This is a genomic window from Neisseria subflava (assembly GCF_003044645.1).
Classification (GTDB): Bacteria; Pseudomonadota; Gammaproteobacteria; order Burkholderiales; family Neisseriaceae; genus Neisseria; species Neisseria subflava_B.
In genome coordinates, this window is the sequence record NZ_POXL01000001.1 from 90,720 (window position 1) to 116,138 (window position 25,419).

The following is a 25,419-nucleotide window of genomic DNA, read 5'->3' on the forward strand; positions in this document are numbered from 1 at the left end:
TTCAAAATGAAAAATCGAGATACTCCGCATAAAAAATTTATTAACCCTACAGGATATAGTCTATTTGCAGAAGAAGAACAACATGATTTTGAATTAATGATTGAAAATCAGATAAAAGAACATGAAAAAGAAATTGATTACTATGTAACTGATTACCCAATAGAAACACTAGTTGCCAAATTAGATCGGCAAGAATTGTTTATTCCAGGCTACCAGAGAAAAAACATTTGGGAAAAACATCGTAAAAGTAGGTTCATTGAGTCTGTTTTAATTGGCCTACCCATCCCATTTTTATTTTTTTGGCAGGATCCTTCAACTGGAAATATGGAAGTGGTAGATGGTGCACAACGACTAACAGCATTGTCTGAATTTATTCATGGTAATTTAAAATTATCCGATTTGGAAAAGCTTATTTATCTTAACGGCCAAACTTATCACCAACTCCTAGAAAGTCGTCAAAAGATTTTCAAAAATAAACCTATCCGAGGCGTAGTACTTAGTAATAAAACAGACAAAGAAGCTCGACTTGACTTATTTGAACGTCTTAATACAGGTAGCAAAAATGCTACACCTGCAGAAATTCGTCGAGGTCTGCTTCAAGGAGCATTTTACGATATGGTTGAGACTTTATCTGAAGATAAAACATTTAATGAATTAGCAAAAATTAGCAAGAATATGCAGGATATGGGGGAGCGAGAAGAATTCATTACTCGCTTTTTTGCCTATGGTGAGTATTTAGACCATTATTCTGCTAATGTTCGTAAATTTATCTTTGATTATACAGAAATCATGAATGAAGAATTTGCTAAAAATCCAAACATGCGTGCGACTTACGAACAAAAATTCCATGAAATTATGGCTTTTTTCAAAGAAAAATATCCAATTGGTTTTAAAAGAGATGGAAAGGGTCAGTCTTCTCGTACTCGTTTCGAAGGCATGGCTGTTTCAGCTTATCTCGCTGAAAAGGAAAATCCAGGCATTTTAGCTCAAGTTACCCCAAAGGAGTGCGTTGATATTTTTGACAGTAAAGAATTCATTGAAGTAACTGGTAGTGATGGTGCAAATGCCACTAAAAAGCTACATGCTAGATTATTTTTTGCTAAAAATGCCTTTAAACGGAATCATCCATGAACTCAGTAAAATCTATGATGGAAAGTCGTGAAGAGGAAATAAACCTATATATGGATCTGCTAAAGTATATCCATGATAGTACTCAACATGGTTTACCAGCTTTACAAAATAGAAATGGTGTTGAATATCAATTGGAAAATACTCATCTCCATATCCTTACCGCTAGTATCTATATGTTACTATATAACTACATTGAGGCTGTTGTTACCCAAAGCCTAAATACTTTAATTTGCTATATTCAAAATGAAAGGATGCCTATTACCCAATTTTCAGAACCCATCCAAAAAGAATGGCTAATAGGAGGGTTAAACCTTAATGATGCAAAAGCTAGTGTAGAAACACGATTAGGTAATGGACTCAAAATGCTTAAACATTTCGGTGATACACAAAAAATAGATATTAAAATTTCTAAAGGAGGAGGAGGAAATTTTAATGATGACGAAATATTTAAGCTTGCAAAGAAACTTCAAGTTAATATGTGTATCGATGACGAAACTCACCGCCAATTACGGCAAGCAGGAAATATTACCTATGAAAGTACGCGCAAATTTCAAGATACTTGTATGAAAGAAATAACCCGTGAACGAAATAAACTTGCTCATGGAGAAATCACCTTTCAAGAATGTGGTAGAAACCGAACAATATCTGATTTAATGGCAATAAAAGCCACTACTTTCCGCTATATGCATTTATTTACTGATGCATTTACTGAATATCTAATGCAGAAGAAATATCTCAAACCAACAGTTTAAAACTATTTCCGATTGCCTCACCTAGCAATACAGGAACAGCATTACCAATCATTCGACTAATTTGGCGAATTGGAGTATCAGTTTCTTGAGTGAACTGGTAATCTAGAGGAAAACTTTGGAATAAGGCTGCCTCCCTTAAAGAAATTGCACGGTCTTGTTCCGGATGCCCAAAGCGTCCATTGCCGAAGCCAATACATAAAGTTGTCATTGTTGGGGCGGGCTTGTCCCATTCCATACGACCATAAATTCGTTTATAAGACTGTCCTTTTTTTTTGCGATGACATGCGGCTCGTAAATCTTCTGGCCAATCCATCCATGTTCCTCCTGGACGAGAAGCACGAATCCGTTCTAGATTACGAGCTGACATTGATGAACACCGATGTAATACATCTATAGTATCTTGTTTGCCTGCTGCCAGTGGCGGCAAGTGTCCAATAGCCTGACGAACTGTTACATGGCAATTTGAATGCGTTGGAGGAACCATCTGAATATTACCGATACGTGATGCAAGTAATACGTGTCTACGTCGTGATTGAGGGACTCCATAATCTGCACATAATACTTTTTCAGCCCAAACTTGGTATCCCTGTTGTTTTAAATTATTTACAAAATCTTGGTATACCTCATGTTTTACAACATCTGGCACATTCTCCATAGTCACAAGCTCTGGTTGCACTTCATGAATCAAGCGAGAAAAAGCGTATAGTAATGGCCATTTTTTGTCATTACGAACATCACGACCTTGATTGTAAGTAGAAAATGGCTGACAAGGAGCACAACCAGCTAATAATCTAACTGCATCTTTTGAATAGTGCGCCTGAATCTGATCTCCAGTAACTGTTTCCACATCTTGTAATATAAATTTTGCACCTTTATTGTTATACTCGTACGCATATGCACAAGCTGCATCAATATCATATCCAGCTTTCACTTTAATTCCTGCTCGAAGTAAACCTGCTGTCAACCCACCTGCTCCACAAAATAAATCTACTGCTTCAATTTTCATTTTTCAACTCATATTTTTGATATAAGGATTATATCCTTAACTTTGATTGGAGTCGAGCTTTTAATAGTATATAAGCTCTGAATAGTACAGTTCCTTATGAACGTTTCTATTCATTTTTAAAATTATTTCCTGAAAACTTTGGGGGCAATCATTAAAATCCTTCAATAAATGGTTATAACGGACGGCTTTATCTTGCCATGCTTTAAATAGATTTTTTGGAAAATTTTGTATTAACCACAAACAAGCATGAATAGTACTGTGTCGTTCCGCCAAACTGCGACTTTCCCAACTCAGTCGACGAGAACGTTCTAATTGAACTGGAATCTGATGTATTTGCTTGCACAAATAAGAGTACAAATCCGGTGCAAGCTTCTTTGATGTAGTAATCGCCAAAAAGTGATGCAGAATTTTTAGTTGTTCTTTTTCAGATTGGTTAAAAAGATAATCAAGATTAGCAATTTGGTTTAACCAATTTTGCCATTGCAGCCTGATTTCATCATTAAAGAAAATAACATTCTCACAAGGACTGTTGCTCAAGTCATATTGACAATTCCAACAATATTTCAACTCTGTAAAGCGCTGCAAATTAGGTTTACCTAAATCTTGTCGGTGAAAAGCAATATATATGCCACATTTAGGACAGCAATCATGCATCATGATTTGATGTATTGGACAAAATGTATATAGGGCTATGCGCCATGATTTTCGGAAATATGTTTCATGGTCAGTAGCTAGACATAGCGGGCAATAAACAATAGCATTATTATCGCGTTTACGGTGATTGGCTTTAAGGCTGTTTATCCACGTCAATTGTCCTGAAAAATTGTTTTTGTCAAATAATCGACCTTGTAGGCTATCTAATGTGGTTGTTTTGATTCGAATGGTTGAACAGCCTGTTTTTTCAGCCAATGTATTGACCAACCAGTCAGGAGTATGGCGATCTATATCCCTATTCCATATCTCATAATTAGGAAATAGCAAATGACAGAAGGTTTGTACTTTCAACCCGTTTGCATGTGCTAAGCGAACCAACCATGATGTAAACAATTCATCAGGATAAGGTTTCGGATGAGCGGGTAAAATCATCTGAGTTTATCCAATTGACGTTTACGTTGGCTTGGACTAATCCAGTTGATTGAATTTAAGATTGTTTCGTTAATACATTCAGTTTGTTGTTGAATGGCGGCTACAGCAGCTTGTGTCAGCAAACGAGAAAGCTCTCCAATATATCCTTCACTCATGCCATATAACTTTGTAGCCAACGAAATTTCATGTAAATCCGACGGCTGACTAAGCGGCAGCATCCGTTCAAAGCTCATCAATAAACGCATAAAATCCTTATTTAATTCCCAACGAGGAAGCACCGCAGGTTCAAAACGGTTGGCCAACTGTGCATCAGTTTGAATGGCTCGATATGCGTCTTTAATACCTACACCTACAATCGGAATTTGTAATTCATTTCCTAAGTATTTAATTACATTTAAAAACGTTTTCTGCTTATTCAAACTACCGGAAAGGATATGGTGGATTTCATCAATAATCAACATTTTAGTATTAACGTATTTGAGCAAATGAAGCACTTGGGCAAGTTTTTTATCTGTCCTGTCATGAGTTTTATAGGGGGCAAACAGTAAATCTAAAATAGCATTGTAAAAACGGCTTTCATCAGGTATAGGTGGTGCTTGAATAATCACTACTGGTGCGATAATACCATTTCCATGTGGATTATCATGGGCTGGATGTTGCCGCAAAAAATGTTTAATCAACATGGTTTTACCGTTATTAGTATCACCAACCAACAACATATTAGGCATACGGTTTTGTTTCGGGAAACTTAGCAAATCTTCCAGTTTTACCAAAACCTGTTGAGCCTGCGGATAACCTATCCAACGCGGGGAACGTATGTATTCGATGCGCTCAATATCACTATACTTTAGTTGTTCTTCTGCTTTGGGAGAAAGGTGAGGATAGTTCATGATAAATCGTCCAAATCATCAAAAGGTTGAATATCATCAAACATATTTTCCTCATTTTCAGACAATATAATATTCCTCGAATCAATTTGAGGCATAGGTAAAGATGCTCGAGTACGTTGATCTAATTGGCGACGTTGTTGAGCGCGACGGATAGCTTTAGTCTTACCTTGAGCTTGCTTTTCCAATTCTCGCATTCGTCCGTATGCTGCGAAAATCATGTTCTCATCAATATTCTGTTTCTGCTCATTTTTTAATTGTCTCTGAATCTCTCGTAGCTCCCAAATGCTGATAACCGGATTCGAACTGTTCCGATAAGGTATTGGAAAATACATCAATAAATCTGGGTCATAAAACCAAATCACGCTTAAATCACGTGGATCTATGCGAAAAATGAACTGGCGAGCCTGTCTAGGATTAGTCGGATTAGTTGCTGCAATCCACGGTCGTAAAACGTCATGCCAATAAGTGATTTTATGGATAACTACCCCATATTGCTGCACCGTTCGCATTTCAAACGGCATAAAGGTCAAGCGCAATAGTGTCTCATCAACCACTTTATCAGGTAATCCTGTTCCTAAAGAAACATCATCTCCTAATACACCTGATTTCCATTTGGCTAACGGTGAGATTCCCAATCCAGAATGAGTACGCTGATGATAAACATCACAAATAAATAGTGTTAACCACGTTTCAAATTCAGTTAGCGTTAATGCCGCCTTACTTTCGGAAGCATAATCTTTTCTTTGTTGTGTATTTGCAAAAGTAGTACCAGTTAAACCGTGGACTTCATCCAAAATCGTACCCAGTAAACGCTCAATGTGTCCTCCGAAATGAGGACGTGCCACAGGCCTCCACTCAATTTCAATACCGTATTGTTTACACGCCTTTTCCAGCACTTTGCCACGGAATTCTTTTGCATTATCCAAATGAATTTTGCGTGGCAAACCCCACACAGGCCACCGCCCTTTCACTCCATGTTTTGCCAACCAGCTTTCCTTAGACAAAATACTATGTGCTAAACACAAACCTGTAGATAATGCACTTGGTGGATCGAATGACACATAAAATCCCGTAACTATTCGACTGAACACATCAATCGCCAGCGTAATCCACGGCCTACCAATAGGCTTACGATATATATCGTCAACTAAAATAATGTCTAACTTTGTATGATCTATTTGTACCACTGAAAGCGGATAATCGGCATTTGGAAAGCTACCTTGTAAAGGAGAAAATTTCATTTCTGCTGCTTTATGGCTTAGCCGTTTAGCAATTTTAATTTGAGGCGCAATATTTTTGATTCGAGAACGAATGGTATTAGCATGAGGAGCTGGTAAATTTTGTTTATGGCAACGCCGTGTAATTTCTCTAATGATTTTCTGTATTGATTTACGTTGTGTGCTTAAATAATCCACTTCCAATACTTGCCTGATAAGCTGTTCTACATCATCAGAAAGCTGTGTTTTACCACTATCACTACGCTGCTTACGTGTTAAAGCAGTCAGAACGCCGCTTTCCTTATAACTTTTTAACCAGCGATAAACCGTACTGATATGTACACCGCATTCGGCAGCTCTCGCTTGAACATCAGATTTACTACGTTTTGGATTTCGGATAAGTGGCTCAATTACATCGAAATGTTGTTGAGCTAATTGCCATTTTTGCTCAGGAATACTATCTAAGTGGGTTAATTCAGCACTCTGGACTGTTGATAGATCCGCTAATTTTGCTTGGTAATCTGCACCGGTTACACTATCGCGTAACTGATATGTTTCTAAATCCAGGACTGCTGTAATTACACAGATTTTGTTTTGAAACAAAACCATTGCACCGACATTCACATTTAAAGTTGCTTTCATTTTTTAAACCATATAGCGGATTGCATAGTGAGTGGTTGATTTAAATCTGCGCCAATTTTTCGTTCTGCAATTAAGTACCACAATACAGGCAATAATTTTGCTTGATTGTATTCATCCTGAAAAGTCTGTTGAATAAGCTGTTTAGGTGTGGATTTTTTCAATTCGCGTAACGATTCATCCAATAAAGTCATATATGCTTCGCTGTATTCGCCAGATAAACCATTTTGTTGATATGGCAATAAAAAGCGTACATTGCATAAATAATCAGTATGAATCTCTAACTCTGTAATCAGTTTAAAATGCCAACCGTGTAATTTGCAAAAATGTAAGGCAGCCTGAAATTTAGGTTTGAGTTCACACCAGTTTTTACGTAAATCGCTACGATATTTTACTTCGTAAATAATTACATCATTTTGATAATGAACCAAAACATCAGGGGTATAGATATGCTTCTTTCCTGCTGGGTCAAACCACTCAATCGTGATAGGCTGTACTTCGAAATGCTGCACATTAGAATCAAATTCCAGCAGAGTTAAAAAATCACGCTCCAAAGATGACTCATAAGCTGCAATGCCTATAGCTTTGTTATATGGAGCGATACCTGTAATATTTCGATAGTTTTTAGGAATTTTACGGATTGGCATAGTTTTATATGTGTAGTAGAAAAAGGATTAAAAGGAAGACAATCTTAATGAGTTAATGCCCTTTATCAATAACCCAAACTCAATTAGCTTTCTTATAATTTAGTCTCAAATAACAATATTATTTTCAAATCTTAATGCAAAATTTTTGTTTTCAGTCGCAAATAACGTTATTAGAAGTATAAGATTTTGCATATTCTAGTCGCAAACAACGTTGGAATTCACAACAATAGGAAAAATCATAATGAAAAAAATGATTGTTATTTTTTTAGGCTTACTAAGCTTTAATGCTTATGCCTATGATGCCACAAGAGGCGCCCTGCAAAACGACCCTACTTTGTGCCAGTATGGATATAATCCAAACTGTGGTTCTAAAAATAGATCTGCTCCCTCTACAGAAATTATTTATTATAATGTTGATGTAAAAGTTCCGCCTTTATTTGCAGCTTTAGCTTTTAGTCGTCAAACAGCCTATCTTGCAGGAGCTGCAAATCAAGACTCTTTAGATATAGCAAAAAAGAAAGCAATTAAAAAGTGTCAAGAAGGTAGTCGCAATACTCCTTGTAAAGTTATTATATGGGTCAAGAATGGTTGTCTTGCTGCTGCTGAAGGAAAAACAAATGACACATATGTTTTATCTCCTGGTTCAGGTTACCCAGGAGAGGCAGAGGGAGTTGCTTTGCAAAATTGTATGAAACAAGGGGCAAGAGAATGTAAAATTATTCAACCTGAATTTTGCTCGATTCGTTAAGTATATATTATGATTTTCCAATAGTAGAAAAATATATTACGCATTCTAAAATAATCAATAAGTTAGTTCGTAAATTTATTAGTATATAATTAAAAGGCCGTCTGCAGCAGTTTTCAGACGGCCTTTATATTGAGCCAATCTTAAGTAATACAAAAAAGCGGCTAAACAGGATAAACACTGTTTGCCGCTTTTTGATTTATTTCTTTATTTTACTTCTTCAACAATTTTGCCGCTTCAATCGCATAGTAAGTCAAAATGCCATCGGCGCCGGCGCGTTTGAATGCCAATAAGCTTTCCAAAATGGTTTTTTCGCCATCCAGCCAACCGTTTTGAATGGCTGCCTGAAGCATGGCATATTCGCCGGAAACTTGGTAAGCGTAAGTCGGTACGCCGAACTCATCTTTAACTCGGCGGACGACATCCAGATACGGAAGACCCGGTTTTACCATTACCATGTCTGCGCCCTCTTGAATATCCAATGCTACTTCGTGCAAGGCTTCGTTAGTGTTTGCAGGATCCATTTGGTAGGTTTTCTTGTCTGCCTTACCCAAATTGCCGGAACTGCCGACAGCGTCGCGGAACGGGCCATAGAACGCTGAAGCATATTTTGCCGAATACGCCATGATGCGTGTATGGATGTGTCCGGCATCTTCCAAAGCTTCGCGGATAGCAAGAATACGTCCGTCCATCATGTCTGATGGGGCAATGACTTGTGCGCCTGCATCAGCATGACACAAAGCCTGTTTTACCAAAACTTCAATGGTTTCATCGTTGAGGACATAGCCATTTTCATCGGTTAAACCGTCTTGACCGTGAATGGTGTAGGGATCCAAGGCAACGTCGGTCATGATACCCAACTCTGGGAATTTCTCGCGCAGGGTTCGCACTACTGTCGGTACCAAGCCTTCAGGGTTATAAGCCTCCTCCGCAAACTCGGTTTTGTTTTGCGTTACCACAGGAAACAAAGCCAGCATAGGAATGCCAAGCTTCAGTGCTTCTTCAGCAGTGAACAACAATTTGTCCAAACTTTGGCGTTTGACACCCGGCATGGATGGGACTGCCTCTTCCTGATTCTGGCCTTCCAATACAAAAACCGGATAGATTAAATCATCTGCCGTCAAAGTATGCTCGCGCATCAGACGACGTGAAAAATCGTCTTTACGCATACGGCGCATACGGGTGTTTGAGACATAACGCGGAGGGAAATTCATAACAATTGCCTTTCAATAATGAAGTCTTAAAATCAGTCTTCGACTTGACGTATGGCTTTAACCGAACGTTTGATTTCGCTGAGCGTACCGGTTTTATAACTATTACGTTCCTGTTCGGTCATACCGTTTTGATCCAATTTGGCGATATTTTTCAATGCCTCGGCATACTGGCCGTCTGAAAGTTTTTCCTGTTTGATGCGCCAACGGTTGTTCACTTCGGAAACCGTCCATAAGCCTACTTTGTTGTAGTAGAACAAAATGCTTGCCGCCAGCGTTTTCATATCGCTGTCGGGCTTGGCACTGCCGATACTGCGGCCGATACGGTTGTTGCGTTGATCGACCGCTTGGTCGGCAAGGTAGCGGCTGAAGTAGTCGTCTTTACCTTCTCGCAACTCCATATCTGTCAAACGCGCATTACCTGCTTTTTCTGCAATAATGCTGTCGAATTTAGAAGCAATCGCTGCCTGCCACAATGCTTGGCGTACGGCATTGACCTGTGTTCCCCTGCTGTCGCCGTTTGCTTTGTCGTCCAAACCTGTACGCTCGGCAAAGCGTGTGGCATTACTGGTCATATTGATTAAGCCTTCGTCTTCCATCCCGATAACTTGGGCGGCCACGGGATGGTTAAGCGCAAATTGTGCCATTTTACTGCGGCGGCTTTGATCTTCCTGATACGATTGGCAACCGGACAATACCAGCATGCCGAAAACGGCGCATTGAATGTGTTTTTTAATATGTTTCATGATGTAACTATCGATATTATTGTGTGAGTTCAACTTATTGTTTAACATAGAAACGCCCGTAAGCGCAAAATAATTCCCATACGGCCAAATCGGCGCATGAATGGCTATTTTATAATAAAAATAAGGCCATCTGAAAATTTTCAGACGGCCTGAGTATTTTTAACCTACCAAACTGCAAATCTGCGGCCAATAAAATAGGCAGGCTATCGAGCAAATAGCAATGCTGATACCGGCTGCATTAATGCTGCTGATTTTTTCCTTAAATATTGCCGCACCGATCAGCGTACCCAAAACAATCACGCCGATATTCATACCGGCAAATACCAAGGTCGGATTATCTTTCATGATTTGGTGTGCCGAGATATAGGTAACAATATTCAAAAAGTTCAGACAGCCCAAAATCATACCACCCACTATGCCCTCTTTGGTCCATTTGCTTCCTTTGGCAAATAGGTAGCCAAACATCAAGATGCCGGCCAAACAAAACGCCACCAGCAAATTACCGGCAAACGCGGTACCGCTTTTCGCCACTTGTTTGAACAAAATATCAATGACGCCATAGCCGCACCAAACGCCCAAAAGCAGCATTACTTGCACGCTGAGACCGCCAGATTTCTTGCCGCCGTCACTTTTCCAAAGCAAGAAAAACAGTGCCGTAAACGCCAATACCAAACCAATCAGACGGCCTTCGGTCAGTTGCTCATGAAACAGCGTAAACGAAGCAACGATGGGCAAAAACAGTGAGAGGCGTTGTGCTGCATCCGACTTGACGATACCTGCTGCATCTACGGATTTGCCCATAATGACAAACACGGTTGGCAGCAATATGCCCAAGGCTGCAAAAAGCCACCAAGTCGGCAAAAATACCTGCGGATTGCTCAAATCAGGTTTTAACACCAGCATGGTCAAAGTGACGGCAACGATGTAGTTCACCGCTACCGCCTGCTCGATATTGATTTTTTGCTTGCGCGCCACTTTCAGCAATACGGAAACCAACACGCTGCAAACGATACTTGCCAATAAATATGCCATGCTTTAGAACCATCCTTGAGTGGAGACGGGCTTATCTTCATTCAGTTTAATCAGTCCGATGACTACACGGTAAATAAACCAAATGGCAGTTACCAACAAAATCAGCCAACCAATTAAGATCAGTGTAGTAAAAGTTCCCAAAACCGTACCCACTAAAGACACCCAAAATGTCTTAATCAAATAATCTATATGACTGGCGTAAATACTGCCTTGAGCCTCATCGCGTTTAACATACGCCATAATCACACCGACAACAGGGGTAAACAAAATCAATAAGCCAACAGCATATGTAACATAAGCTATAAAAACATAGTTTTTCACGTCAGAGCTGGGCGTGTTGACCACATTTGTCGCCATATTAGTGAAGTTGTTGTCTTTGGCTTCCTGATGCTCGTACTGCATAGCCGCATCATAAGCCAGACGTTTTTCCGGATGAGACAATACTTCAAACGCCTGTCCAATGGCTTTAAACCGCTCCGCATCTTTCTGAATATCCGGATTGGCCACCAATTTGCCGTAAGCTTCGCGGATAACGTTGATATCAGCATCCTGAGACACACCCAAGATTTCGTATAAATTTAATTGTTCCATCTTTATTCCTATCCTTTATGAATCGACTGCAACATGAACATCTTGCGGATTGAGCGTCCGCAGGTTTTCAGGCTTCATGCCCACGATAAACCCACGTTTGCCGCCATTGATAAAAATCTCGTCCAAAGCCCAAATACTTTCTTCCACATAAACCGGCAACGCGGTTTTCATACCGAACGGCGACGTCCCGCCGACCAAATATCCTGTCCATTTCGCCGCCTGATCTGCCGTTGCCGGTTCGATGTGTTTCAAACCCAGTTCGCGCGCCAGATTGCGGGTGGAAATATGTTTGTCACCGTGCATTAAAACAACCAAACCTTTTTTATGCTCATCCTGCAAAACAATCGTTTTGATGACCTGATGCTCGGGCTTGCCCGTACATTCGGCAAAACGCGCCGTACCACCATGTTCTTCATATGCGTAAACATAAGGGACAAAATCGATTTTCTTACTGCGTAAAAAGCGTACTGCCTGCGTAACCGGATATTCTGCTTTACTCATGGGTTGTTTTCCGCCATCCTTTTCAGACAGCCCCTCTTAAATGTGGAACGTAAACAGTCGCAATGTTACCATACCTTCTTTTTGAAATCAGGAGACAACATGGACATCCGCTATCTTGGTACAAGCAAACGCTATTCGGAAGCCGTCGTAGCCAACGGCTTGGTTTTCCTCTCCGGCATGGTTCCCGAAAATCCTGAAGCCGATGCCAAAGCGCAAACTGAAAATGTTTTGGCGCAAATCGATTCATGGCTCGCCCAATGCCAATCCGACAAAGCCCACATTTTAGAAGCCACCATCTATCTGCCCGATATGAACGACTACGCCGCCATGAACGAAGCCTGGGATGCATGGACAGCCCCTGAACGCGCTCCGGCCCGTGCCTGCGTGGAGGCGAAACTGGCTTCGCCCGACTGGAAGGTTGAAATCAAAATTACCGCCCTTCAAATCAAATAAAACACAATCCTCAGGCCGTCTGAAAACGCAGCTTCAACCAAGTAAGCGCAGTTTTTCAGACGGCCTTTATTCTTTTGCGGTACAATACCGCCCTTAAATTTTTCTATTATTTCAAAGCACAAACAGCCATGTCCAAAAAAACCAAGCAAGAATTAGAAAACAATAAACTCAGCAAACGCCTGCGCCACGCCGTCGGCGATGCCATTAACGATTTCAACATGATCGAGCCGGGCGACAAAATCATGGTCTGCCTCTCAGGTGGCAAAGACAGCTACGCCCTTTTAGACATCCTGCGCCAGCTTCAAGCCAGCGCGCCGATTGATTTTGAACTGGTCGCCGTCAATCTCGACCAAAAGCAGCCGGGCTTCCCCGAAGAAGTATTGCCAACCTATCTCGAAAGCATCGGCGTACCGTACAAAATCGTTGAAGAAGACACCTACTCCACCGTCAAACGCGTGTTGGACGAAGGCAAAACGACTTGTTCGCTGTGCAGCCGCCTGCGCCGCGGCATCCTCTACCGCACCGCAAAAGAATTGGGCTGCACCAAAATCGCCTTGGGACACCACCGCGACGACATTCTTGCCACCATGTTCCTGAATATGTTCTACGGCGGCAAACTCAAAGCCATGCCGCCCAAACTGGTCAGCGACAACGGCGAACACATCGTCATCCGTCCTCTGGCGTATGTCAAAGAGAAGGACTTGATCAAATACGCCGAGCTGAAGCAATTCCCAATTATTCCATGCAACCTCTGCGGCTCTCAGCCCAACCTGCAACGCCAAGTCATCGGTGACATGCTGCGCGATTGGGACAAACGTTTCCCCGGCCGTATTGAGTCTATGTTCTCCGCGCTACAAAACGTCGTTCCATCACATTTGGCCGATACCGAACTCTTCGACTTTGTCGGCTTAGAACGCGGTCAAAGCCTGAAACACGGCGGCGACTTGGCGTTTGATAGTGAAAAAATGCCGGAACGTTTCTCCGACGGCAGCGAAGAAGACGAAAGCGAAATCAAAATCGAGCCGCAAAAAGCCGAACGCAAAGTCATCAATATTCTGGCAAACAAACCTAAAACCTGCGGTTTATAATTCCATTTAAGTTTCAGACGGCCTTTCGGTAGCTATTTACCGAAAGGCCGTCTGAATATTCATATTTAAAATTTTTCTATTCTTTTTTATCTATTCTTTCCCTGACAAACCGTGCAGCAGCAATCCTAATACGTCTTGCGGCAACTTTTGCGGCGCGGCGGCATAAAGCGCGGTCAGTTGCGGATGGCGCATCAATATATCCGCCTGACGGATGAACAGGTCGATGAGCTCCACCGGCAAATCGGGCTGAATCAGGCGGCGTTGTTGCAGAGCATGGAAGAATCCGCGCATAAAGGCATATTTTTCTTCGTTCAATTCGTGGAAAAACCGCTCCAGCTCCAAATCGGTGTTCTCTTCGATGTCGCGCAGGAAAGCGGCGGAATAGAGTTCTTCAAACGATTGTCTTTGCAGGGCAAACACAGCCTCGGCGGCTTCGCGCAGGCTGCATTGCTGTTCAAGCAGATTTTCAAATTCGGCACGGACACGGTTTTTCTGCTCGGTAACAATTTCCTGCAAGAGTGCGTTTTTACCGCTGTAATATTTGTAAAAAGTGACGCGGCTGACGCTGGCCTCGGCGCAGATACTGCCTACGAATACGGCGGAAAAGCCATGTTCGCGGAATAGGCGGCGGGCGGTGTCGGCGATGGTTTGTTGTTTGCTGGCGGTCATGACGGTAAGAAGATTTTGATTTTGTTCATAAAGGTTTTTCATTAAAGTTATCCGCAAGTCGGATACTCATCATATTTCCCCACGGCGGCAATGGCAATATGGCGGCTTTCAGACGACCTCTTTCCTTGTCTCTCCTCTCCGCCCTACGGATGAGGGCTATCGGATGCTTAGCAGGCCAAATTCATAAAGATTACAGAATCTGCCTCCTCCAACCTTCTCCCCAAAATAGGAGAGGGATTTTTTTTTGGTCGATTCACAAGATAAGAGGGAAGCAAAGTGAATGATAAACACTTGCATTCCTGTTTCTTATTTCTTATACTTTACATTAATAGTTTGTTTTATGTAAATGTGTAAACACAAATATTTGCATACTGACGGAGCAATTGGATTACCTGATCCCCGACGTATGCCGTCTGAAAGGATAAGGAAATGCAGAAACACACCCTCCGCCGCCTCCCCCTATTGATTGCTGCCGCTTTCGCCTCCGAATGGATCTATGCTGCCGATGCGGTGCAAGATCCGGAACAGGTGCAGTTGGAAGAAGTCGTCGTCACCGGCGAACGCACCAACCGCAGCGGCTTTGAAACCGCCACGTCCAACCGCGTTTTCTCCACGCCGAACATCGACCGCAGCGGCCACAATCTTTCCGCCACCGACCTGCTCAAACAGAGCGTGAACACGGTGGACTTGGGCAGCGGCAACGATTTGCCGACCGTGCGCGGCGTGGACGGCTCTGGCCCCGCCGTCGGCGCGGTAGCGTTTTTCGCGGGCACCCGACCGCGCCTGAACCTGTCCATAGACGGCCGCTCCGCCACTTACAACGAATACGCCTTCGGCACGCAGTCGCTGTGGGACATGCAGCAAGTGGAAGTCTTGCGCGGGCCGCAAAGCCATGTACGCGGGCAGAACGCGGTGGCTGGCGCGGTGGTGATGCGTTCCAAAGACCCGACCGACGAATGGGAAGGCGTGCTGCGCTTGGGTTTGGGCAACCAGAAAACGCGCAACATCGCCGGCGTAGTGTCCGGCCCGATTGTAAAAAACAACCTTGCCTTCAGATTGAGCGCGGAGCGGCAGCAACGCGAAAGCTACGAGCCGTTCGTGTCCTATGAGCCGACCGGCAACCCGCGCCGCGCGGAAAACACCAACGTGCGCTTCAAACTCCTGCTCACACCCGAAAACCATCCCGATTTTTACAGCCGCCTGACGCTGAACCACATCCGTTCGCGCGCGCCGCAAAACGAAATCATGGGCAACACCGCCAGCCGCCGTTTTTTAAAAGAAAAGCCCGTGTTCGTAACCGGCTCGACATCGGGCATCTGGGACGTATCGTGGCAGCTTAACGACTATCTAAAACTGGAAAACAAACTGGTTTACAGCCGCTACCACAACGAGCGGCTGCACCTGCCGATGACTGTCAGCCCGCAAGGCGTGCCTGCCGAACTCAAAGGCCGCGAACTGCAATGGGAGCCGGTATTGCATTTTTCCAACAAAGGCCGTCTGAAAGGCCTTGCCGGACTGCACTACTTCCGCAGCAAACAAGACGAATGGGTAGATATCCGCAGCGTCGGCGGCCGCAACACCTTTGACGACCGCAACAGCGTACGCGCCCTGTTTGCCGAAACCACATACAGCCCCAGCGAAAAATGGGACATCACGGCCGCCGCCCGCATTGAAAAAGAAACGCACAAACGAAGCGGCGGCAGCGGCGCACTTCACCTCGATTTGGACAAAGGCCAGACCGTGTTCCTGCCCAAAATCGATATCGCCTTCAAACCCACCGACCAATGGGTCAGCGGCATCAAAGCCGCGCGCGGCTACAACCCCGGCGGCGCGGGCATCACCTTTGGCCGCCCCGTCGTAACCTACACTTATGAGCCCGAATATGTGAACAACTACGAGTGGTACACCCGCTGGCGCAGCGCAGACCGCCGCCTGCAACTCTCCGGCAACCTGTTCCTGAACCACTACCGCGACATGCAGCTTCCCTTCTATCTCGGCACCAACTCCGCCGTCATCCGCAACGCCAAAAAAGTCCACACCTACGGCGCGGAACTCGCCGCCGACTGGCAGGCAACCGACAGCCTGAAACTCACCACCGGACTGGGGCTGCTCAACACCAAAATCAAAAGCTATCCCAACAGCGGCATCGAAGGCAACAAACTCGGCCGCGCGCCCAAATACACCGCCAACATCGGCGTGAAATACCTGAATGACAAAGGCTGGGAAGCCGGCGGCGATGTGCGCTTCTACGGCGGCTACTACTCCGCCGCCGACAATGCCGAATCAGGCAAAATCGGCGCATACAACCAAGTCAACCTCTACACCGCCTACAACTTCAAACAAGGACGCATCTCGCTCTATGCCGACAACGTGTTCAACCGCCGCCGCCCCATATTCATTTCCAGCGCCGACCGCCAAGACGCGCTCTACCAACGCCCCAGAAGCGTGGGCGTGAGCGCGGAATGGAAGTTTTAAATGAAGCTGAAATGATGGAGGCCGTCTGAAAAAACATAGGTCGGACATTTATGCCCGACCTACCGTTTATTCCTCCAAAACACCCAAAGGAATCCCATGCACTACTTCACCCCCGCCAAAACCCTGCCCGAAGGCACCATCTACCTGACCGACCTGACCCACGTCGCCGACTTCGCCGACTGGCTGACCGAATTCGAAACCCTGTTAAACCAAAACCCCCGCTTCGCCACCGTCTGCACCCCGATGCAGCGGCAGGTAAGCGACGAACAGCGCATTGCCGACCGTAAAACTTACATCGAATGGATAAAGGCACATCGGCCGCAACTGTCCGAACGCTGCGCCGCCATGCTCCTTATCGAACCCGACGCGGCGCAACTGGCGTTCTTCCGCGAACAATCGTCCAAACTCGGCCCCGCGCTGGGCGTGAACTACATCGTCGAAGCAGATGAAACAACCGCCCTGCTTCGCGCAGAAGAAGCGTTGAAGGCCGTCTGAAAAGATACTAAACCTATTTAAATACAAATCAAGTATTGTCAACCAATATGTTCAGACGGCCTTGTCCCTTTATTTGCCTCATCTTCAAAAGAATCATGTGATGTCCGACAATCAGACTTCCCCAAACTCACGCGACTGGCTGCTGCTTATCGGCGGCAGCACCTACAAATTCACGCTGACCGGTTTTTATCTGGTCGCGCTGGTGGCCATTTTGAAAAACCACGGTTACAGCCTAAACCAACTAAGCTGGATTCATTTGATCGGCGGTATCGAAGCGGCGAAGGTATTGTTTGCCGCGCTGATGGAGCGGCGGCCGGCGGGGCGGTTCGGACGGTTTCGCGGCTGGCTGCTGGCGGCGACGCTGGGGCTTTCGGCGGTGTTCGGGCTGATGGCCTGTACCGACATCACGCAGAACTTCCCGCTGCTTTTGACCTGCTGCGTACTGCTCTCGGCGATGTCGGCGGTGTACGGCTGCGCGATGCTGGGTTTGTCGTGCATCGTCCTGCCGCACCACGAACGCGGTTTCGGCGGCGTGATTCAAACGATGGCGGCACGCGGCGGCAAGATGATCGGCGGCGCGCTGGTATTGTGGCTGTATCAGGAATACGGACAGACGGCGGCGGCCGGCTTTATGCTGGCGTTCAGCCTGCTGATGCTGCTGCAACTCTTGTACTACCGCGAGCCGGAAAGTCCGACTGCGCAAGGCAGTTGGACGGCGTTGGCAGCACGGCTGGTTTCTTTTTGGCAGCAACCTGAAACAGGCTGGCTGTGGCTGGTTTTGCTGTTTGCCGTTGCCGAACCGTATGCGTTTATGGCGGCAACTTTTGTGCCCAGGCTGGCGGATTTGGGCTTCAACCCGAAGCAGACGGGCGGGATTCTGGCGGTGGGCATTCCTGTTGCCTGCCTGATTGTGACTCCGCTGTCGGGCTGGTTTTCGCGCAATTATCCACGCCGCAAACTCGTTTTCCTGCTCTACGTGCTGCAACTGCCGCTTTTGGCGTCCATGACCGCCATCGATACGCTCGCCCGCGTCCACCCTTGGCTGCCCCCGCGCAAATCATCGCCCTGAGCCTGAGCTACACGCTGCTGCTGCCGGTGATACTGGCGTTGGTGATGGACAAATCCGACCGCTCCACCGCTGCACTCGACAGCAGCCTGCAATTTTCCGTCGTCCTGCTCGGCAGTTACGCGGCCGGTTTCGCCGCCCTACGGCTGGCAAAGGCTATTGGTTATACAGATGCGTATTGGGTTGCAGTGTACTTGGCCGTATCGGTAGGCCTGCTTTTATATTTGAATAGAAATTTATTCAATCATTCAGAGCATGATTCACAATAATTCGCTCAGATATTTATCCATCGATTTTAATTGGGCGCGCCTCCGGATAATTTTTCATTTTATTGCACAATCTCTCATGAAAATATAACAAAACGTGCCCATAATACTGCCGTTATTACACTCTTAAATTTAAAAGGAACCTCATGACTGCTGTTCTCATCGTTCTCGGCTTGATCGCCATTGTTGTCGGCATTTTAGGCACGATTTACCCTGCCTTGCCCGGATTGGGTTTGATGTTTGGTGGTGCATGGCTGTTGGGTTATGCCGGCGATTATCAAGTATTTGGCTCGGGTACGCTGACCTTTTTGGCCATCGTTGCCGTATTCGGCACTGCGATGGACTATGTGGCGGGTGCGTTGGGTGCAAAATATACCGGCGCAAGTAAAACCGCGGTTTGGGGCGCGTTTATCGGCGGTATCGTCGGTGCATTCTTCTCTATTCCCGGCTTGTTGCTCGGTCCGTTGACCGGAGCGGCCATCGGCGAATTTATCGCACGCAAAGACACTTGGCAGGCAGGCAAAGTCGGTATCGGTACGTTTATCGGCTTCATCATCGGTACTGTGGCCAAAATCGGCTGCGCATTAACCATTGCGTTGACCATCCTGTTTGTTTGGTTGGCCTCGTTGTTCTAAGACAAAACATTAAAGGCCGTCTGAATTTCAAGCATTCAGACGGCCTTTTCATTGCACTATTTATTTTCTTATTTGCCGCAGCAGGCTTTGTATTTTTTACCGCTGCCACACGGGCAAGGATCGTTGCGACCCACTTTTTCGCCTTCACGGCGTACGGTTTGCGGCTTATTGATGATAGCCTGCCAGTACCAGTAAATATCAAGCAGGACATGCGGCAAATCAGATTCCAGCTGGGTCAGCTCTTTTTCATTCAGATGCAAGATGACTTCGCCGTTTTCCTCATCGTCATAGATGCCACCCAAAGCCATAATCGGATAGAACAAATCTTCAAACTCTTCCTGATCGACTGCTTCAAACCAATCGGTAGGCACAATATCCAGTGCGTAAAGATAGGCGTTACACCAAGTGTAGAAATCCGGATTGCCGGCTTCATCTTCATAAAACCACAAATCAGGCAGGATTTTCTCGTTGAGCTTCATACGCATATCGGCGGCCATTGCCATCACCAAACGTTCGATTTCGGTGCGCTCCTTGGCATCAAACAAAGATTCTTCACCTAAAATCTCAGGCAACCAGTTGGTCGGATTCAAAGCATCCGGACCGCTCAATAAAGCCATCATAAAACCTTGAACCTCATCACAACGCATGGTGTTGTGGGCTTCAGATTTGGCATCCAGCAATTCCATCAATCGGCTGCGTGCCGCTTCATCAAAAGTCAGTATTTGCATTTTTGTTCCTTAACATAAAATCGTATTATTGTTTTCAGACGGCCTGGGCATGGATACGCTGCCGCATTTGTTCAAACAGACAAACCGTTGCCGCCATCGCGACATTCAAGGATTCGGTTTGTCCCAACATTGGGATTTTGACACAGGCATCGGCCTTCTCTTTTGCCGTTTCACTCACGCCGCTGCCTTCATTGCCAAACATCCAAGCACAAGGTTGACTGAGATCCATCTCATACAAACCGATATTGCGACCGCCCAAGGCAGTTGCCCAAATTTGATGCTTATACGTTTCCATCCAAGCGGATAATTCCACTCGGCTGAAAATAGACAGCAGAAAATGCGCGCCCATCCCCGCTCGCAACACTTTAGGCGACCAGATATCTACGGAATCATTGCCGCACACGATTTTCTTGACTCCGGCCGCCGCCGCGCTGCGTAAAATCGTGCCTGCATTGCCTGGGTCTTGTACCCGCTCCAATACCACGCAATCGCCGTCTGAAGGCAAGCCAGTTTGCTTCGGAATATCAATCCAAGTCATCACATCATCGGCATCGGTCAAACTGGTGATTTTAGATAGCGCTTCGTTACCGACCCAAGTAATCAATCCCTCATCCAACTGTGCCGTAATTTCTTGAATTTCAGGATGTTGCTGTTTCTTTTCAGGCAGGTAAATCTGTTTGGGCGTACCGCCGCTTTGCAAATAAGTTTGCAGCAGATGTACGCCTTCCAATACGGTTTCACCGCTTTCGCGCCTTGCTTTGGCCTGCGTCAGCAGACGGAATAAATGTTTGAGCTGTTCGTTTTGAGCAGAGGTAATCAGTTTCATGGAGCGCATTATAACTGTTTTGACTTCATTGAAGCTATGCTTTCAAACGGCCTGACGGTTTTGCTACGAAAATAAAAAACCCTTGCAATGAAGCAAGGGTTTCACATGATTTCATTTTTTACTGCACAACAGTCTGCTGCTCATTTTGCTGCTCGGTGCGGACAGTAGGACGGTTTTCAAGTTTGCCGTCTTTTGCCGCATTCGGCACAACAGTCTCGCCAGGCTCAGAAGCCACTTTATCAACAGGCGTACCGCTTACCGGAATGATATTTTGGGCAGGCTGAGTATTAGACTTCTCTGCAACTGGCATAGCGTCACGAGAAGTTTGCGGTGTAAATTGCCATACTGCAACAGCAATCGCACACACACTGGCAGCGGCCGCGAAGAATTTGAAGAAGCCGCTATTGGCCGCTTCACGCTGAGCATATTTTTCCTGTTTGCCTTCAGCTTCGGTTTGAGGCACTGTAAATGCTTTGCTTTGCATGGTTTCACCGGCAACACTCGCCGCCACACCCTGACGGATACAGTCGCCGATAATGTGGTACTCATGCCAAGCGCGCATAGCTTCCTCGTCTGCCAATACGGCATCCAGCATCTCATCAGTCAATGCTTCACCGTCCATCAATGCAGACACATACTCCAATGCTTTATTTGTTTTTTCGTTCATTTTTATTACCACCTTTGATCTTCAGAAGTATCCAACAGCGGCCGCAAATCTTTTGCAATCAGTTCACGCGCTCTGAAAATACGCGAACGTACAGTACCTATCGGACAATCCACTACCCGAGCTATTTCTTCATAAGACAAGCCATCCATTTCCCTAAGCGTAATGGCTTGACGCATATCGTCTGGCAGTTGCGCAATGCTTGCTTCGACGGTCTGCAAGATTTCCCGATTCATCATTTCAGCTTCCGGCGTATGGTAATCCGCAATCTGATCGGTTAAATCAAGAACATCTCCCTCCTCATTGGCTGCTTCCGAGCTGACAAAAAACTGGCGACCCGAAGTGGTCAGAAAATTCTTTGCCGTATTGATACCGATACGGTACAGCCATGTATAAAATGCACTTTCTCCACGAAAATTTGCCAATGCACGATAAGCCCTAATCATTGCCTCTTGGGTTACATCGTGTACTTCGTGCTCATCCTGAATAAAACGGGAAATCAGTCTGTTTAGCCGACGCTGATACTTGGACATCAGCATCTCGAATGCCTTATGGTCACCTTTCTGTGCGCGCTCCACCAAAACTTGATCTATTTGGCGATCGTTCATATTCAACCTTTAATCGTTTTACTGCTTTAAACCAAAAATAGTAAAGCGTGCTGTGCACAGTAAAGACAGCAACGCTTTGAAATAGTTCCACAAGATTACACTCAATTGCCAAAGTTTATTCGTATAGATACTCTAACATTGACTATATTTCTTGATATACATGGGCTTAATAAAAGTAATTTAATTACTAATAGTTACTAAACTTAGAGTTAGCCACTTTATTTTTTGCCATGTATTTGGCTAACTTTTCATGAACAGGTAAATAACCTTGCTCCATTCGAACATCACTTCCTACCCGAAGATTAACAACAGCAAGGCACTTGTTTCCCATACTTACGATAATCGGCCAATATTTACGGACGAGTGGCACAATATGACACTCTTGCAATAGTTTTTCGACTGATTTTTCCCTCTCTCCCGAATGAATCACATCACCTTTGACCACACTTCTAAGTACCGCCGGCTTCTCCAACTCCTCTTCTGACAAACCTCCCTTAAACGGTAATAAAACGAAACCATTTTTCAACAAAATATCTTTCAGACGGCCTCGAACTTCCCTGCCATTACACCAAGGAAGTTTTTGAAACTCACTTTCCTGACAAACAAACAGCTTGTCCCGATATGCGACCAGTTCTCCGTCTGACAAATTCAACTGCGCCTGATCTGCGGTTTCCAATACTCGGGCAAAATCGGCAATACTGTGATAAGAAGGCAATGATTCCGTTTGTTTTCGCAAAAAATACCAAAGCAAACGACGACGCAAAAGCGGCGTACATTGCCGCCACAGACTGATGCTGAATATTCCGTTTGGACTGATGCGTTGATATTCAGACTCAATTAATTCATCTAAAAGATGCAAATCTTCCTGCAATAATCGAACATTGGCACAAATTTGCTGCTCAAAATTCGGAATACGCTGCTGCCATTGCGGCAAAGCCTGATTTCTCATCCAATTGCGTAAATAGCCGGAGTCTTCATTACTCTCGTCTTCAACAAAAGACAATCCCCATTGTTGCGCATACTCAGCCAATTCCTGACGGGAAAATGCCAAAAGCGGCCGCCAGATTTGGATCGCTTCATTTAAATCACGCCACACCGGCATGGCCGCCATACCGCGCAATCCGCCTCCGCGTACAGCCGACAACATAAATGTTTCGATTTGATCATTGCGGTGATGGGCCAAAACAATAATTTTTCTCAGGCCGTCTGAAAATGCCTGATATCGTGCAGCCCTAGCCGCCGCTTCCAAACCTTTTCCTTGTTTTTCCACATTGACACGACACACCCGCAAAACAACATTCAAACCCCGACAATAATCCTGACAAAATTTAGCCCAACTGTCGGCATTGGTACTTAAACCATGATGAACATGGACGGCACGCAAATCAAAATGGCGAAGTTCGCGCATCCGATGCAAAAGATGCAGCAGGACGACAGAATCCAATCCGCCACTCAAGCCAACTTCAAAAACAGTATGGCTCGGCAAATCAGGAAAAGCTGCTTGAAAACTTTTAAATAGGGAATCAGGGGATACTTGCGACATTTCAGACGGCCTGAAATTGTGAATGACTCAAAAATAGAACACAAAAAAAGCAAGCAGCGACGGCATCTGCTTGCTTCTTCAACAGTCAAACTTATTTATCGGTAAATTTACCGTAAGCCATGATGCGGTCGAAACGGCGAGAAAGCAAGTCAGGCATGGTCATGCTTTGCGCTTCGCTTAATTGCTGTTCCAAAACGGTTTTGACGTTTTTCATCGTGGTTTCAAAATCACGGTGTGCACCGCCCAAAGGTTCATCAATCACTTTGTCGATGACATCCAATTCTTGCAGGCGTTTGGCGGTAATACCCAATGCTTGCGCGGCATCCGCTGCTTTTTCAGCAGTTTTCCAAAGAATAGAGGCGCAGCCTTCGGGAGAAATCACCGAATAAGTCGAGTATTGCAGCATATTGACGTAGTCACCGACAGCCACTGCCAACGCGCCACCCGAACCGCCTTCGCCAATGATGGTGCACAATACCGGCACATGCAAGCGGGTCAGTTCGTACAAATTACGGCCGATGGCTTCAGACTGGCCGCGTTCTTCCGCACCAATGCCCGGATACGCACCCGGGGTATCGACAAAGGTCATGATCGGAATATTGAATTTTTCGGCAGTCTGCATCAAGCGCAGTGCTTTACGGTAACCCTCAGGACGCGGCATACCGAAATTGCGACGGATTTTTTCTTTGGTATCGCGGCCTTTTTGATGGCCGATAACCATCACGCTTTGGCCGTTGAAACGAGCCAAACCGCCGACAATGGCATGATCGTCAGAATAATGTCGGTCGCCGTGCAACTCTTCAAAATCAGTAAAAATACCGTTGATGTAGTCTAAAGTATAAGGACGTTGCGGATGACGGGACACTTGTGAAATTTGAGCCGGAGTCAGCTTGCTGAAAATTGACTTGGTCAACTCGTTGCTTTTCTTTTGCAGTCTGGCAATCTCGTCGGAAATATCGACGGCAGATTCATCCTGTACGAATCGCAACTCGTCGATTTTATTGGTTAATTCGGCGATGGGTTGTTCGAAGTCCAAAAAAACGGGTTTCATAAAACAAAGCTCTCGGTAACGGTTGCTGACATGATACGCTAATCAGACGTATTTGACAGCATTTCTCAAAGGGAAACTGCCATCTTTTGCAATAAAAAATCTTTCAGACGGCCTTTAACAAAGAAATAGTATATCTGCACTAAACGAATGAAGTGCCGTATCTTATGATAAACTTCAATTCAGTTCAATCATTTCAAACAGGCTATGAAAAACGATCATGACAATTCGTCCATGCGCTTGGACAAATGGCTTTGGGCCGCGCGCTTTTTCAAGACCCGCGCGCTGGCACAAAAACATATTGAGCTGGGCAGGGTTTTGGTAAACGGCTCGAAGGTGAAAAACAGCAAAAATATTTCTGCCGGCGACACCATCGACATGACTTTGAACTCCCTTCCCTACAAATTCAAAGTTGCTGCGCTCAATCATCAACGCCGCCCGGCTCCGGAAGCGCGTTTACTCTACGAAGAAGACATGAAAACGGCTGCCGAACGCGAAGCTCAAAAACAACTCGACCAAGCCAGCCGCATCAGTGCTGCTTATCCGGACGGACGTCCGACCAAACGCGACCGCCGCCAGCTTGACCGTATGAAACGCGATAGCTGGTAAGCGTTGAATCCATTATTTCAGACGGCCCCATATCCATGCCGTCTGAAAACCA

At 45.2% G+C, this 25,419-nt stretch carries 26 protein-coding genes and 1 pseudogene; 10 read left to right on the plus strand and 17 right to left on the minus strand.

The window, feature by feature from the left end; genetic code table 11:
- Nucleotides 1-6: 6 nt before the first annotated feature.
- Both DBY97_RS00395 and DBY97_RS00400 read left to right on the plus strand, forming a co-directional pair.
- Nucleotides 7-1,131, plus strand: coding sequence for a GmrSD restriction endonuclease domain-containing protein (locus DBY97_RS00395; protein WP_107857088.1), 1,125 nt, complete (start codon nt 7-9; stop codon nt 1,129-1,131).
- Nucleotides 1,128-1,883, plus strand: a complete 756-nt coding sequence (locus tag DBY97_RS00400) for an MAE_28990/MAE_18760 family HEPN-like nuclease (protein ID WP_070765485.1) — start codon at nt 1,128-1,130, stop codon at nt 1,881-1,883. Before DBY97_RS00395 ends, DBY97_RS00400 begins: the two co-directional genes overlap by 4 nt.
- Here the strand turns inward: DBY97_RS00400 and DBY97_RS00405 are convergent.
- The 5 genes from DBY97_RS00405 to DBY97_RS00425 are packed head-to-tail and all read right to left on the minus strand — an operon-like array spanning nt 1,867 to nt 7,368.
- Entirely contained in the window at nt 1,867-2,889 is a 1,023-nt protein-coding gene (locus DBY97_RS00405; protein ID WP_012221661.1) for a DNA cytosine methyltransferase, read from the minus strand. The two genes, DBY97_RS00400 and DBY97_RS00405, sit on opposite strands and share 17 nt — an antisense overlap.
- A 60-nt stretch (nt 2,890-2,949) precedes the next feature.
- Entirely contained in the window at nt 2,950-3,975 is a 1,026-nt protein-coding gene (locus DBY97_RS00410) for a TniQ family protein (protein WP_070765483.1), read from the minus strand.
- Complete coding sequence (locus DBY97_RS00415) at nt 3,972-4,865, minus strand: TniB family NTP-binding protein (protein WP_070765482.1); 894 nt, start codon at nt 4,863-4,865, stop codon at nt 3,972-3,974. Before DBY97_RS00415 ends, DBY97_RS00410 begins: the two co-directional genes overlap by 4 nt.
- Complete coding sequence (locus DBY97_RS00420; RefSeq protein WP_107857089.1) at nt 4,862-6,724, minus strand: Mu transposase C-terminal domain-containing protein; 1,863 nt, start codon at nt 6,722-6,724, stop codon at nt 4,862-4,864. Before DBY97_RS00420 ends, DBY97_RS00415 begins: the two co-directional genes overlap by 4 nt.
- On the minus strand, nt 6,721-7,368 hold the full coding sequence (locus tag DBY97_RS00425) for a heteromeric transposase endonuclease subunit TnsA (protein ID WP_070765480.1): 648 nt from the start codon (nt 7,366-7,368) through the stop codon (nt 6,721-6,723). The genes DBY97_RS00420 and DBY97_RS00425 overlap by 4 nt, the downstream gene beginning before the upstream one ends.
- Nucleotides 7,369-7,609: 241 nt before the next feature.
- On the opposite strand from DBY97_RS00425, the gene DBY97_RS00430 reads away from it, so the two are divergent.
- Nucleotides 7,610-8,116, plus strand: a complete 507-nt coding sequence (locus tag DBY97_RS00430; RefSeq protein WP_107857090.1) for a DUF4189 domain-containing protein — start codon at nt 7,610-7,612, stop codon at nt 8,114-8,116.
- A 209-nt stretch (nt 8,117-8,325) separates the two neighbouring features.
- On the opposite strand, the gene hemB is transcribed toward DBY97_RS00430, so the two are convergent.
- From hemB to ybaK, 5 genes are all read right to left on the minus strand, one after another.
- A complete protein-coding gene (gene hemB / locus DBY97_RS00435) occupies nt 8,326-9,327 on the minus strand; it encodes a porphobilinogen synthase (protein ID WP_003683488.1) in 1,002 nt (333 codons plus the stop codon).
- Nucleotides 9,328-9,359: 32 nt separating this feature from the next.
- Nucleotides 9,360-10,070 carry a DUF6973 domain-containing protein gene (locus tag DBY97_RS00440; protein ID WP_107857233.1) on the minus strand — a complete coding sequence of 237 codons (711 nt, stop codon included), beginning with the start codon at nt 10,068-10,070 and terminating at the stop codon, nt 9,360-9,362.
- 159 nt (nt 10,071-10,229) lie between these two features.
- Complete coding sequence (locus tag DBY97_RS00445) at nt 10,230-11,102, minus strand: DMT family transporter (protein ID WP_107857091.1); 873 nt, start codon at nt 11,100-11,102, stop codon at nt 10,230-10,232.
- Nucleotides 11,103-11,105: 3 nt separating this feature from the next.
- Nucleotides 11,106-11,693: a DnaJ domain-containing protein gene (locus tag DBY97_RS00450; RefSeq protein WP_107857092.1), complete on the minus strand. Its 588-nt coding sequence runs from the start codon at nt 11,691-11,693 to the stop codon at nt 11,106-11,108.
- Between the two features lie 15 nt (nt 11,694-11,708).
- On the minus strand, nt 11,709-12,194 hold the full coding sequence (gene ybaK, locus DBY97_RS00455) for a Cys-tRNA(Pro) deacylase (RefSeq protein WP_049329597.1): 486 nt from the start codon (nt 12,192-12,194) through the stop codon (nt 11,709-11,711).
- Between the two features lie 99 nt (nt 12,195-12,293).
- Here ybaK and DBY97_RS00460 point away from each other — a divergent pair, with 99 nt between their 5' ends.
- Nucleotides 12,294-12,647: a RidA family protein gene (locus tag DBY97_RS00460; RefSeq protein ID WP_049349838.1), complete on the plus strand. Its 354-nt coding sequence runs from the start codon at nt 12,294-12,296 to the stop codon at nt 12,645-12,647.
- Nucleotides 12,648-12,775: 128 nt separating this feature from the next.
- Entirely contained in the window at nt 12,776-13,735 is a 960-nt protein-coding gene (gene ttcA / locus DBY97_RS00465) for a tRNA 2-thiocytidine(32) synthetase TtcA (protein ID WP_004519719.1), read from the plus strand.
- 90 nt (nt 13,736-13,825) lie between these two features.
- Here ttcA and DBY97_RS00470 read toward each other — a convergent pair whose 3' ends face one another.
- Complete coding sequence (locus DBY97_RS00470) at nt 13,826-14,446, minus strand: TetR/AcrR family transcriptional regulator (protein ID WP_107857093.1); 621 nt, start codon at nt 14,444-14,446, stop codon at nt 13,826-13,828.
- Nucleotides 14,447-14,833: 387 nt separating this feature from the next.
- Here DBY97_RS00470 and DBY97_RS00475 point away from each other — a divergent pair, with 387 nt between their 5' ends.
- The 4 genes and pseudogenes from DBY97_RS00475 to DBY97_RS00490 all read left to right on the plus strand — a co-directional run bounded on the left by DBY97_RS00475 (nt 14,834) and on the right by DBY97_RS00490 (nt 19,341).
- Entirely contained in the window at nt 14,834-16,879 is a 2,046-nt protein-coding gene (locus DBY97_RS00475; protein ID WP_107857094.1) for a TonB-dependent receptor, read from the plus strand.
- A gap of 96 nt (nt 16,880-16,975) precedes the next feature.
- On the plus strand, nt 16,976-17,374 hold the full coding sequence (locus DBY97_RS00480) for an extensin (RefSeq protein WP_107857095.1): 399 nt from the start codon (nt 16,976-16,978) through the stop codon (nt 17,372-17,374).
- A gap of 100 nt (nt 17,375-17,474) precedes the next feature.
- Nucleotides 17,475-18,709, plus strand: a pseudogene (locus DBY97_RS00485) (MFS transporter).
- Between the two features lie 143 nt (nt 18,710-18,852).
- Entirely contained in the window at nt 18,853-19,341 is a 489-nt protein-coding gene (locus DBY97_RS00490; protein WP_049333782.1) for a DUF456 domain-containing protein, read from the plus strand.
- A 68-nt stretch (nt 19,342-19,409) separates the two neighbouring features.
- Here DBY97_RS00490 and DBY97_RS00495 read toward each other — a convergent pair whose 3' ends face one another.
- The 6 genes from DBY97_RS00495 to DBY97_RS00520 form a co-directional block, all read right to left on the minus strand.
- Nucleotides 19,410-20,069 carry a YecA family protein gene (locus DBY97_RS00495; RefSeq protein ID WP_049348483.1) on the minus strand — a complete coding sequence of 220 codons (660 nt, stop codon included), beginning with the start codon at nt 20,067-20,069 and terminating at the stop codon, nt 19,410-19,412.
- Between the two features lie 34 nt (nt 20,070-20,103).
- A complete protein-coding gene (locus DBY97_RS00500) occupies nt 20,104-20,895 on the minus strand; it encodes a TrmH family RNA methyltransferase (protein WP_107857234.1) in 792 nt (263 codons plus the stop codon).
- Between the two features lie 118 nt (nt 20,896-21,013).
- Nucleotides 21,014-21,562 carry a sigma-E factor negative regulatory protein gene (locus DBY97_RS00505; protein WP_107857096.1) on the minus strand — a complete coding sequence of 183 codons (549 nt, stop codon included), beginning with the start codon at nt 21,560-21,562 and terminating at the stop codon, nt 21,014-21,016.
- Between the two features lie 5 nt (nt 21,563-21,567).
- Nucleotides 21,568-22,167, minus strand: a complete 600-nt coding sequence (gene rpoE, locus DBY97_RS00510; RefSeq protein WP_036493687.1) for an RNA polymerase sigma factor RpoE — start codon at nt 22,165-22,167, stop codon at nt 21,568-21,570.
- A gap of 187 nt (nt 22,168-22,354) precedes the next feature.
- Nucleotides 22,355-23,710 (minus strand): tRNA lysidine(34) synthetase TilS, encoded by a 1,356-nt coding sequence (gene tilS / locus DBY97_RS00515; protein WP_107857097.1) that lies wholly within the window; start codon nt 23,708-23,710, stop codon nt 22,355-22,357.
- Between the two features lie 91 nt (nt 23,711-23,801).
- Complete coding sequence (locus DBY97_RS00520; RefSeq protein WP_107857098.1) at nt 23,802-24,761, minus strand: acetyl-CoA carboxylase carboxyltransferase subunit alpha; 960 nt, start codon at nt 24,759-24,761, stop codon at nt 23,802-23,804.
- Between the two features lie 204 nt (nt 24,762-24,965).
- On the opposite strand from DBY97_RS00520, the gene DBY97_RS00525 reads away from it, so the two are divergent.
- Complete coding sequence (locus tag DBY97_RS00525) at nt 24,966-25,367, plus strand: RNA-binding S4 domain-containing protein (protein ID WP_003679090.1); 402 nt, start codon at nt 24,966-24,968, stop codon at nt 25,365-25,367.
- The last annotated feature ends 52 nt before the right edge of the window (nt 25,368-25,419 follow it).

What these genes read in the sequence shown, in the direction of transcription:
- DBY97_RS00430 (WP_107857090.1), top strand. Translation starts at nt 7,610, where the DNA reads ATGAAAAAAATGATTGTTATTTTTTTAGGCTTACTAAGCTTTAATGCT.
- rpoE (WP_036493687.1), bottom strand. Translation starts at nt 22,167, where the DNA reads ATGAACGATCGCCAAATAGATCAAGTTTTGGTGGAGCGCGCACAGAAA.
- DBY97_RS00400 (WP_070765485.1), top strand. Translation starts at nt 1,128, where the DNA reads ATGAACTCAGTAAAATCTATGATGGAAAGTCGTGAAGAGGAAATAAAC.
- DBY97_RS00525 (WP_003679090.1), top strand. Translation starts at nt 24,966, where the DNA reads ATGAAAAACGATCATGACAATTCGTCCATGCGCTTGGACAAATGGCTT.
- DBY97_RS00470 (WP_107857093.1), bottom strand. Translation starts at nt 14,446, where the DNA reads ATGAAAAACCTTTATGAACAAAATCAAAATCTTCTTACCGTCATGACC.
- DBY97_RS00495 (WP_049348483.1), bottom strand. Translation starts at nt 20,069, where the DNA reads ATGCAAATACTGACTTTTGATGAAGCGGCACGCAGCCGATTGATGGAA.
- DBY97_RS00415 (WP_070765482.1), bottom strand. Translation starts at nt 4,865, where the DNA reads ATGAACTATCCTCACCTTTCTCCCAAAGCAGAAGAACAACTAAAGTAT.
- DBY97_RS00445 (WP_107857091.1), bottom strand. Translation starts at nt 11,102, where the DNA reads ATGGCATATTTATTGGCAAGTATCGTTTGCAGCGTGTTGGTTTCCGTA.
- hemB (WP_003683488.1), bottom strand. Translation starts at nt 9,327, where the DNA reads ATGAATTTCCCTCCGCGTTATGTCTCAAACACCCGTATGCGCCGTATG.
- tilS (WP_107857097.1), bottom strand. Translation starts at nt 23,710, where the DNA reads ATGTCGCAAGTATCCCCTGATTCCCTATTTAAAAGTTTTCAAGCAGCT.
- DBY97_RS00410 (WP_070765483.1), bottom strand. Translation starts at nt 3,975, where the DNA reads ATGATTTTACCCGCTCATCCGAAACCTTATCCTGATGAATTGTTTACA.
- DBY97_RS00490 (WP_049333782.1), top strand. Translation starts at nt 18,853, where the DNA reads ATGACTGCTGTTCTCATCGTTCTCGGCTTGATCGCCATTGTTGTCGGC.
- DBY97_RS00460 (WP_049349838.1), top strand. Translation starts at nt 12,294, where the DNA reads ATGGACATCCGCTATCTTGGTACAAGCAAACGCTATTCGGAAGCCGTC.
- DBY97_RS00480 (WP_107857095.1), top strand. Translation starts at nt 16,976, where the DNA reads ATGCACTACTTCACCCCCGCCAAAACCCTGCCCGAAGGCACCATCTAC.
- ybaK (WP_049329597.1), bottom strand. Translation starts at nt 12,194, where the DNA reads ATGAGTAAAGCAGAATATCCGGTTACGCAGGCAGTACGCTTTTTACGC.
- DBY97_RS00440 (WP_107857233.1), bottom strand. Translation starts at nt 10,070, where the DNA reads ATGAAACATATTAAAAAACACATTCAATGCGCCGTTTTCGGCATGCTG.
- DBY97_RS00450 (WP_107857092.1), bottom strand. Translation starts at nt 11,693, where the DNA reads ATGGAACAATTAAATTTATACGAAATCTTGGGTGTGTCTCAGGATGCT.
- DBY97_RS00425 (WP_070765480.1), bottom strand. Translation starts at nt 7,368, where the DNA reads ATGCCAATCCGTAAAATTCCTAAAAACTATCGAAATATTACAGGTATC.
- DBY97_RS00500 (WP_107857234.1), bottom strand. Translation starts at nt 20,895, where the DNA reads ATGAAACTGATTACCTCTGCTCAAAACGAACAGCTCAAACATTTATTC.
- DBY97_RS00520 (WP_107857098.1), bottom strand. Translation starts at nt 24,761, where the DNA reads ATGAAACCCGTTTTTTTGGACTTCGAACAACCCATCGCCGAATTAACC.
- ttcA (WP_004519719.1), top strand. Translation starts at nt 12,776, where the DNA reads ATGTCCAAAAAAACCAAGCAAGAATTAGAAAACAATAAACTCAGCAAA.
- DBY97_RS00505 (WP_107857096.1), bottom strand. Translation starts at nt 21,562, where the DNA reads ATGAACGAAAAAACAAATAAAGCATTGGAGTATGTGTCTGCATTGATG.
- DBY97_RS00420 (WP_107857089.1), bottom strand. Translation starts at nt 6,724, where the DNA reads ATGAAAGCAACTTTAAATGTGAATGTCGGTGCAATGGTTTTGTTTCAA.
- DBY97_RS00475 (WP_107857094.1), top strand. Translation starts at nt 14,834, where the DNA reads ATGCAGAAACACACCCTCCGCCGCCTCCCCCTATTGATTGCTGCCGCT.
- DBY97_RS00405 (WP_012221661.1), bottom strand. Translation starts at nt 2,889, where the DNA reads ATGAAAATTGAAGCAGTAGATTTATTTTGTGGAGCAGGTGGGTTGACA.
- DBY97_RS00395 (WP_107857088.1), top strand. Translation starts at nt 7, where the DNA reads ATGAAAAATCGAGATACTCCGCATAAAAAATTTATTAACCCTACAGGA.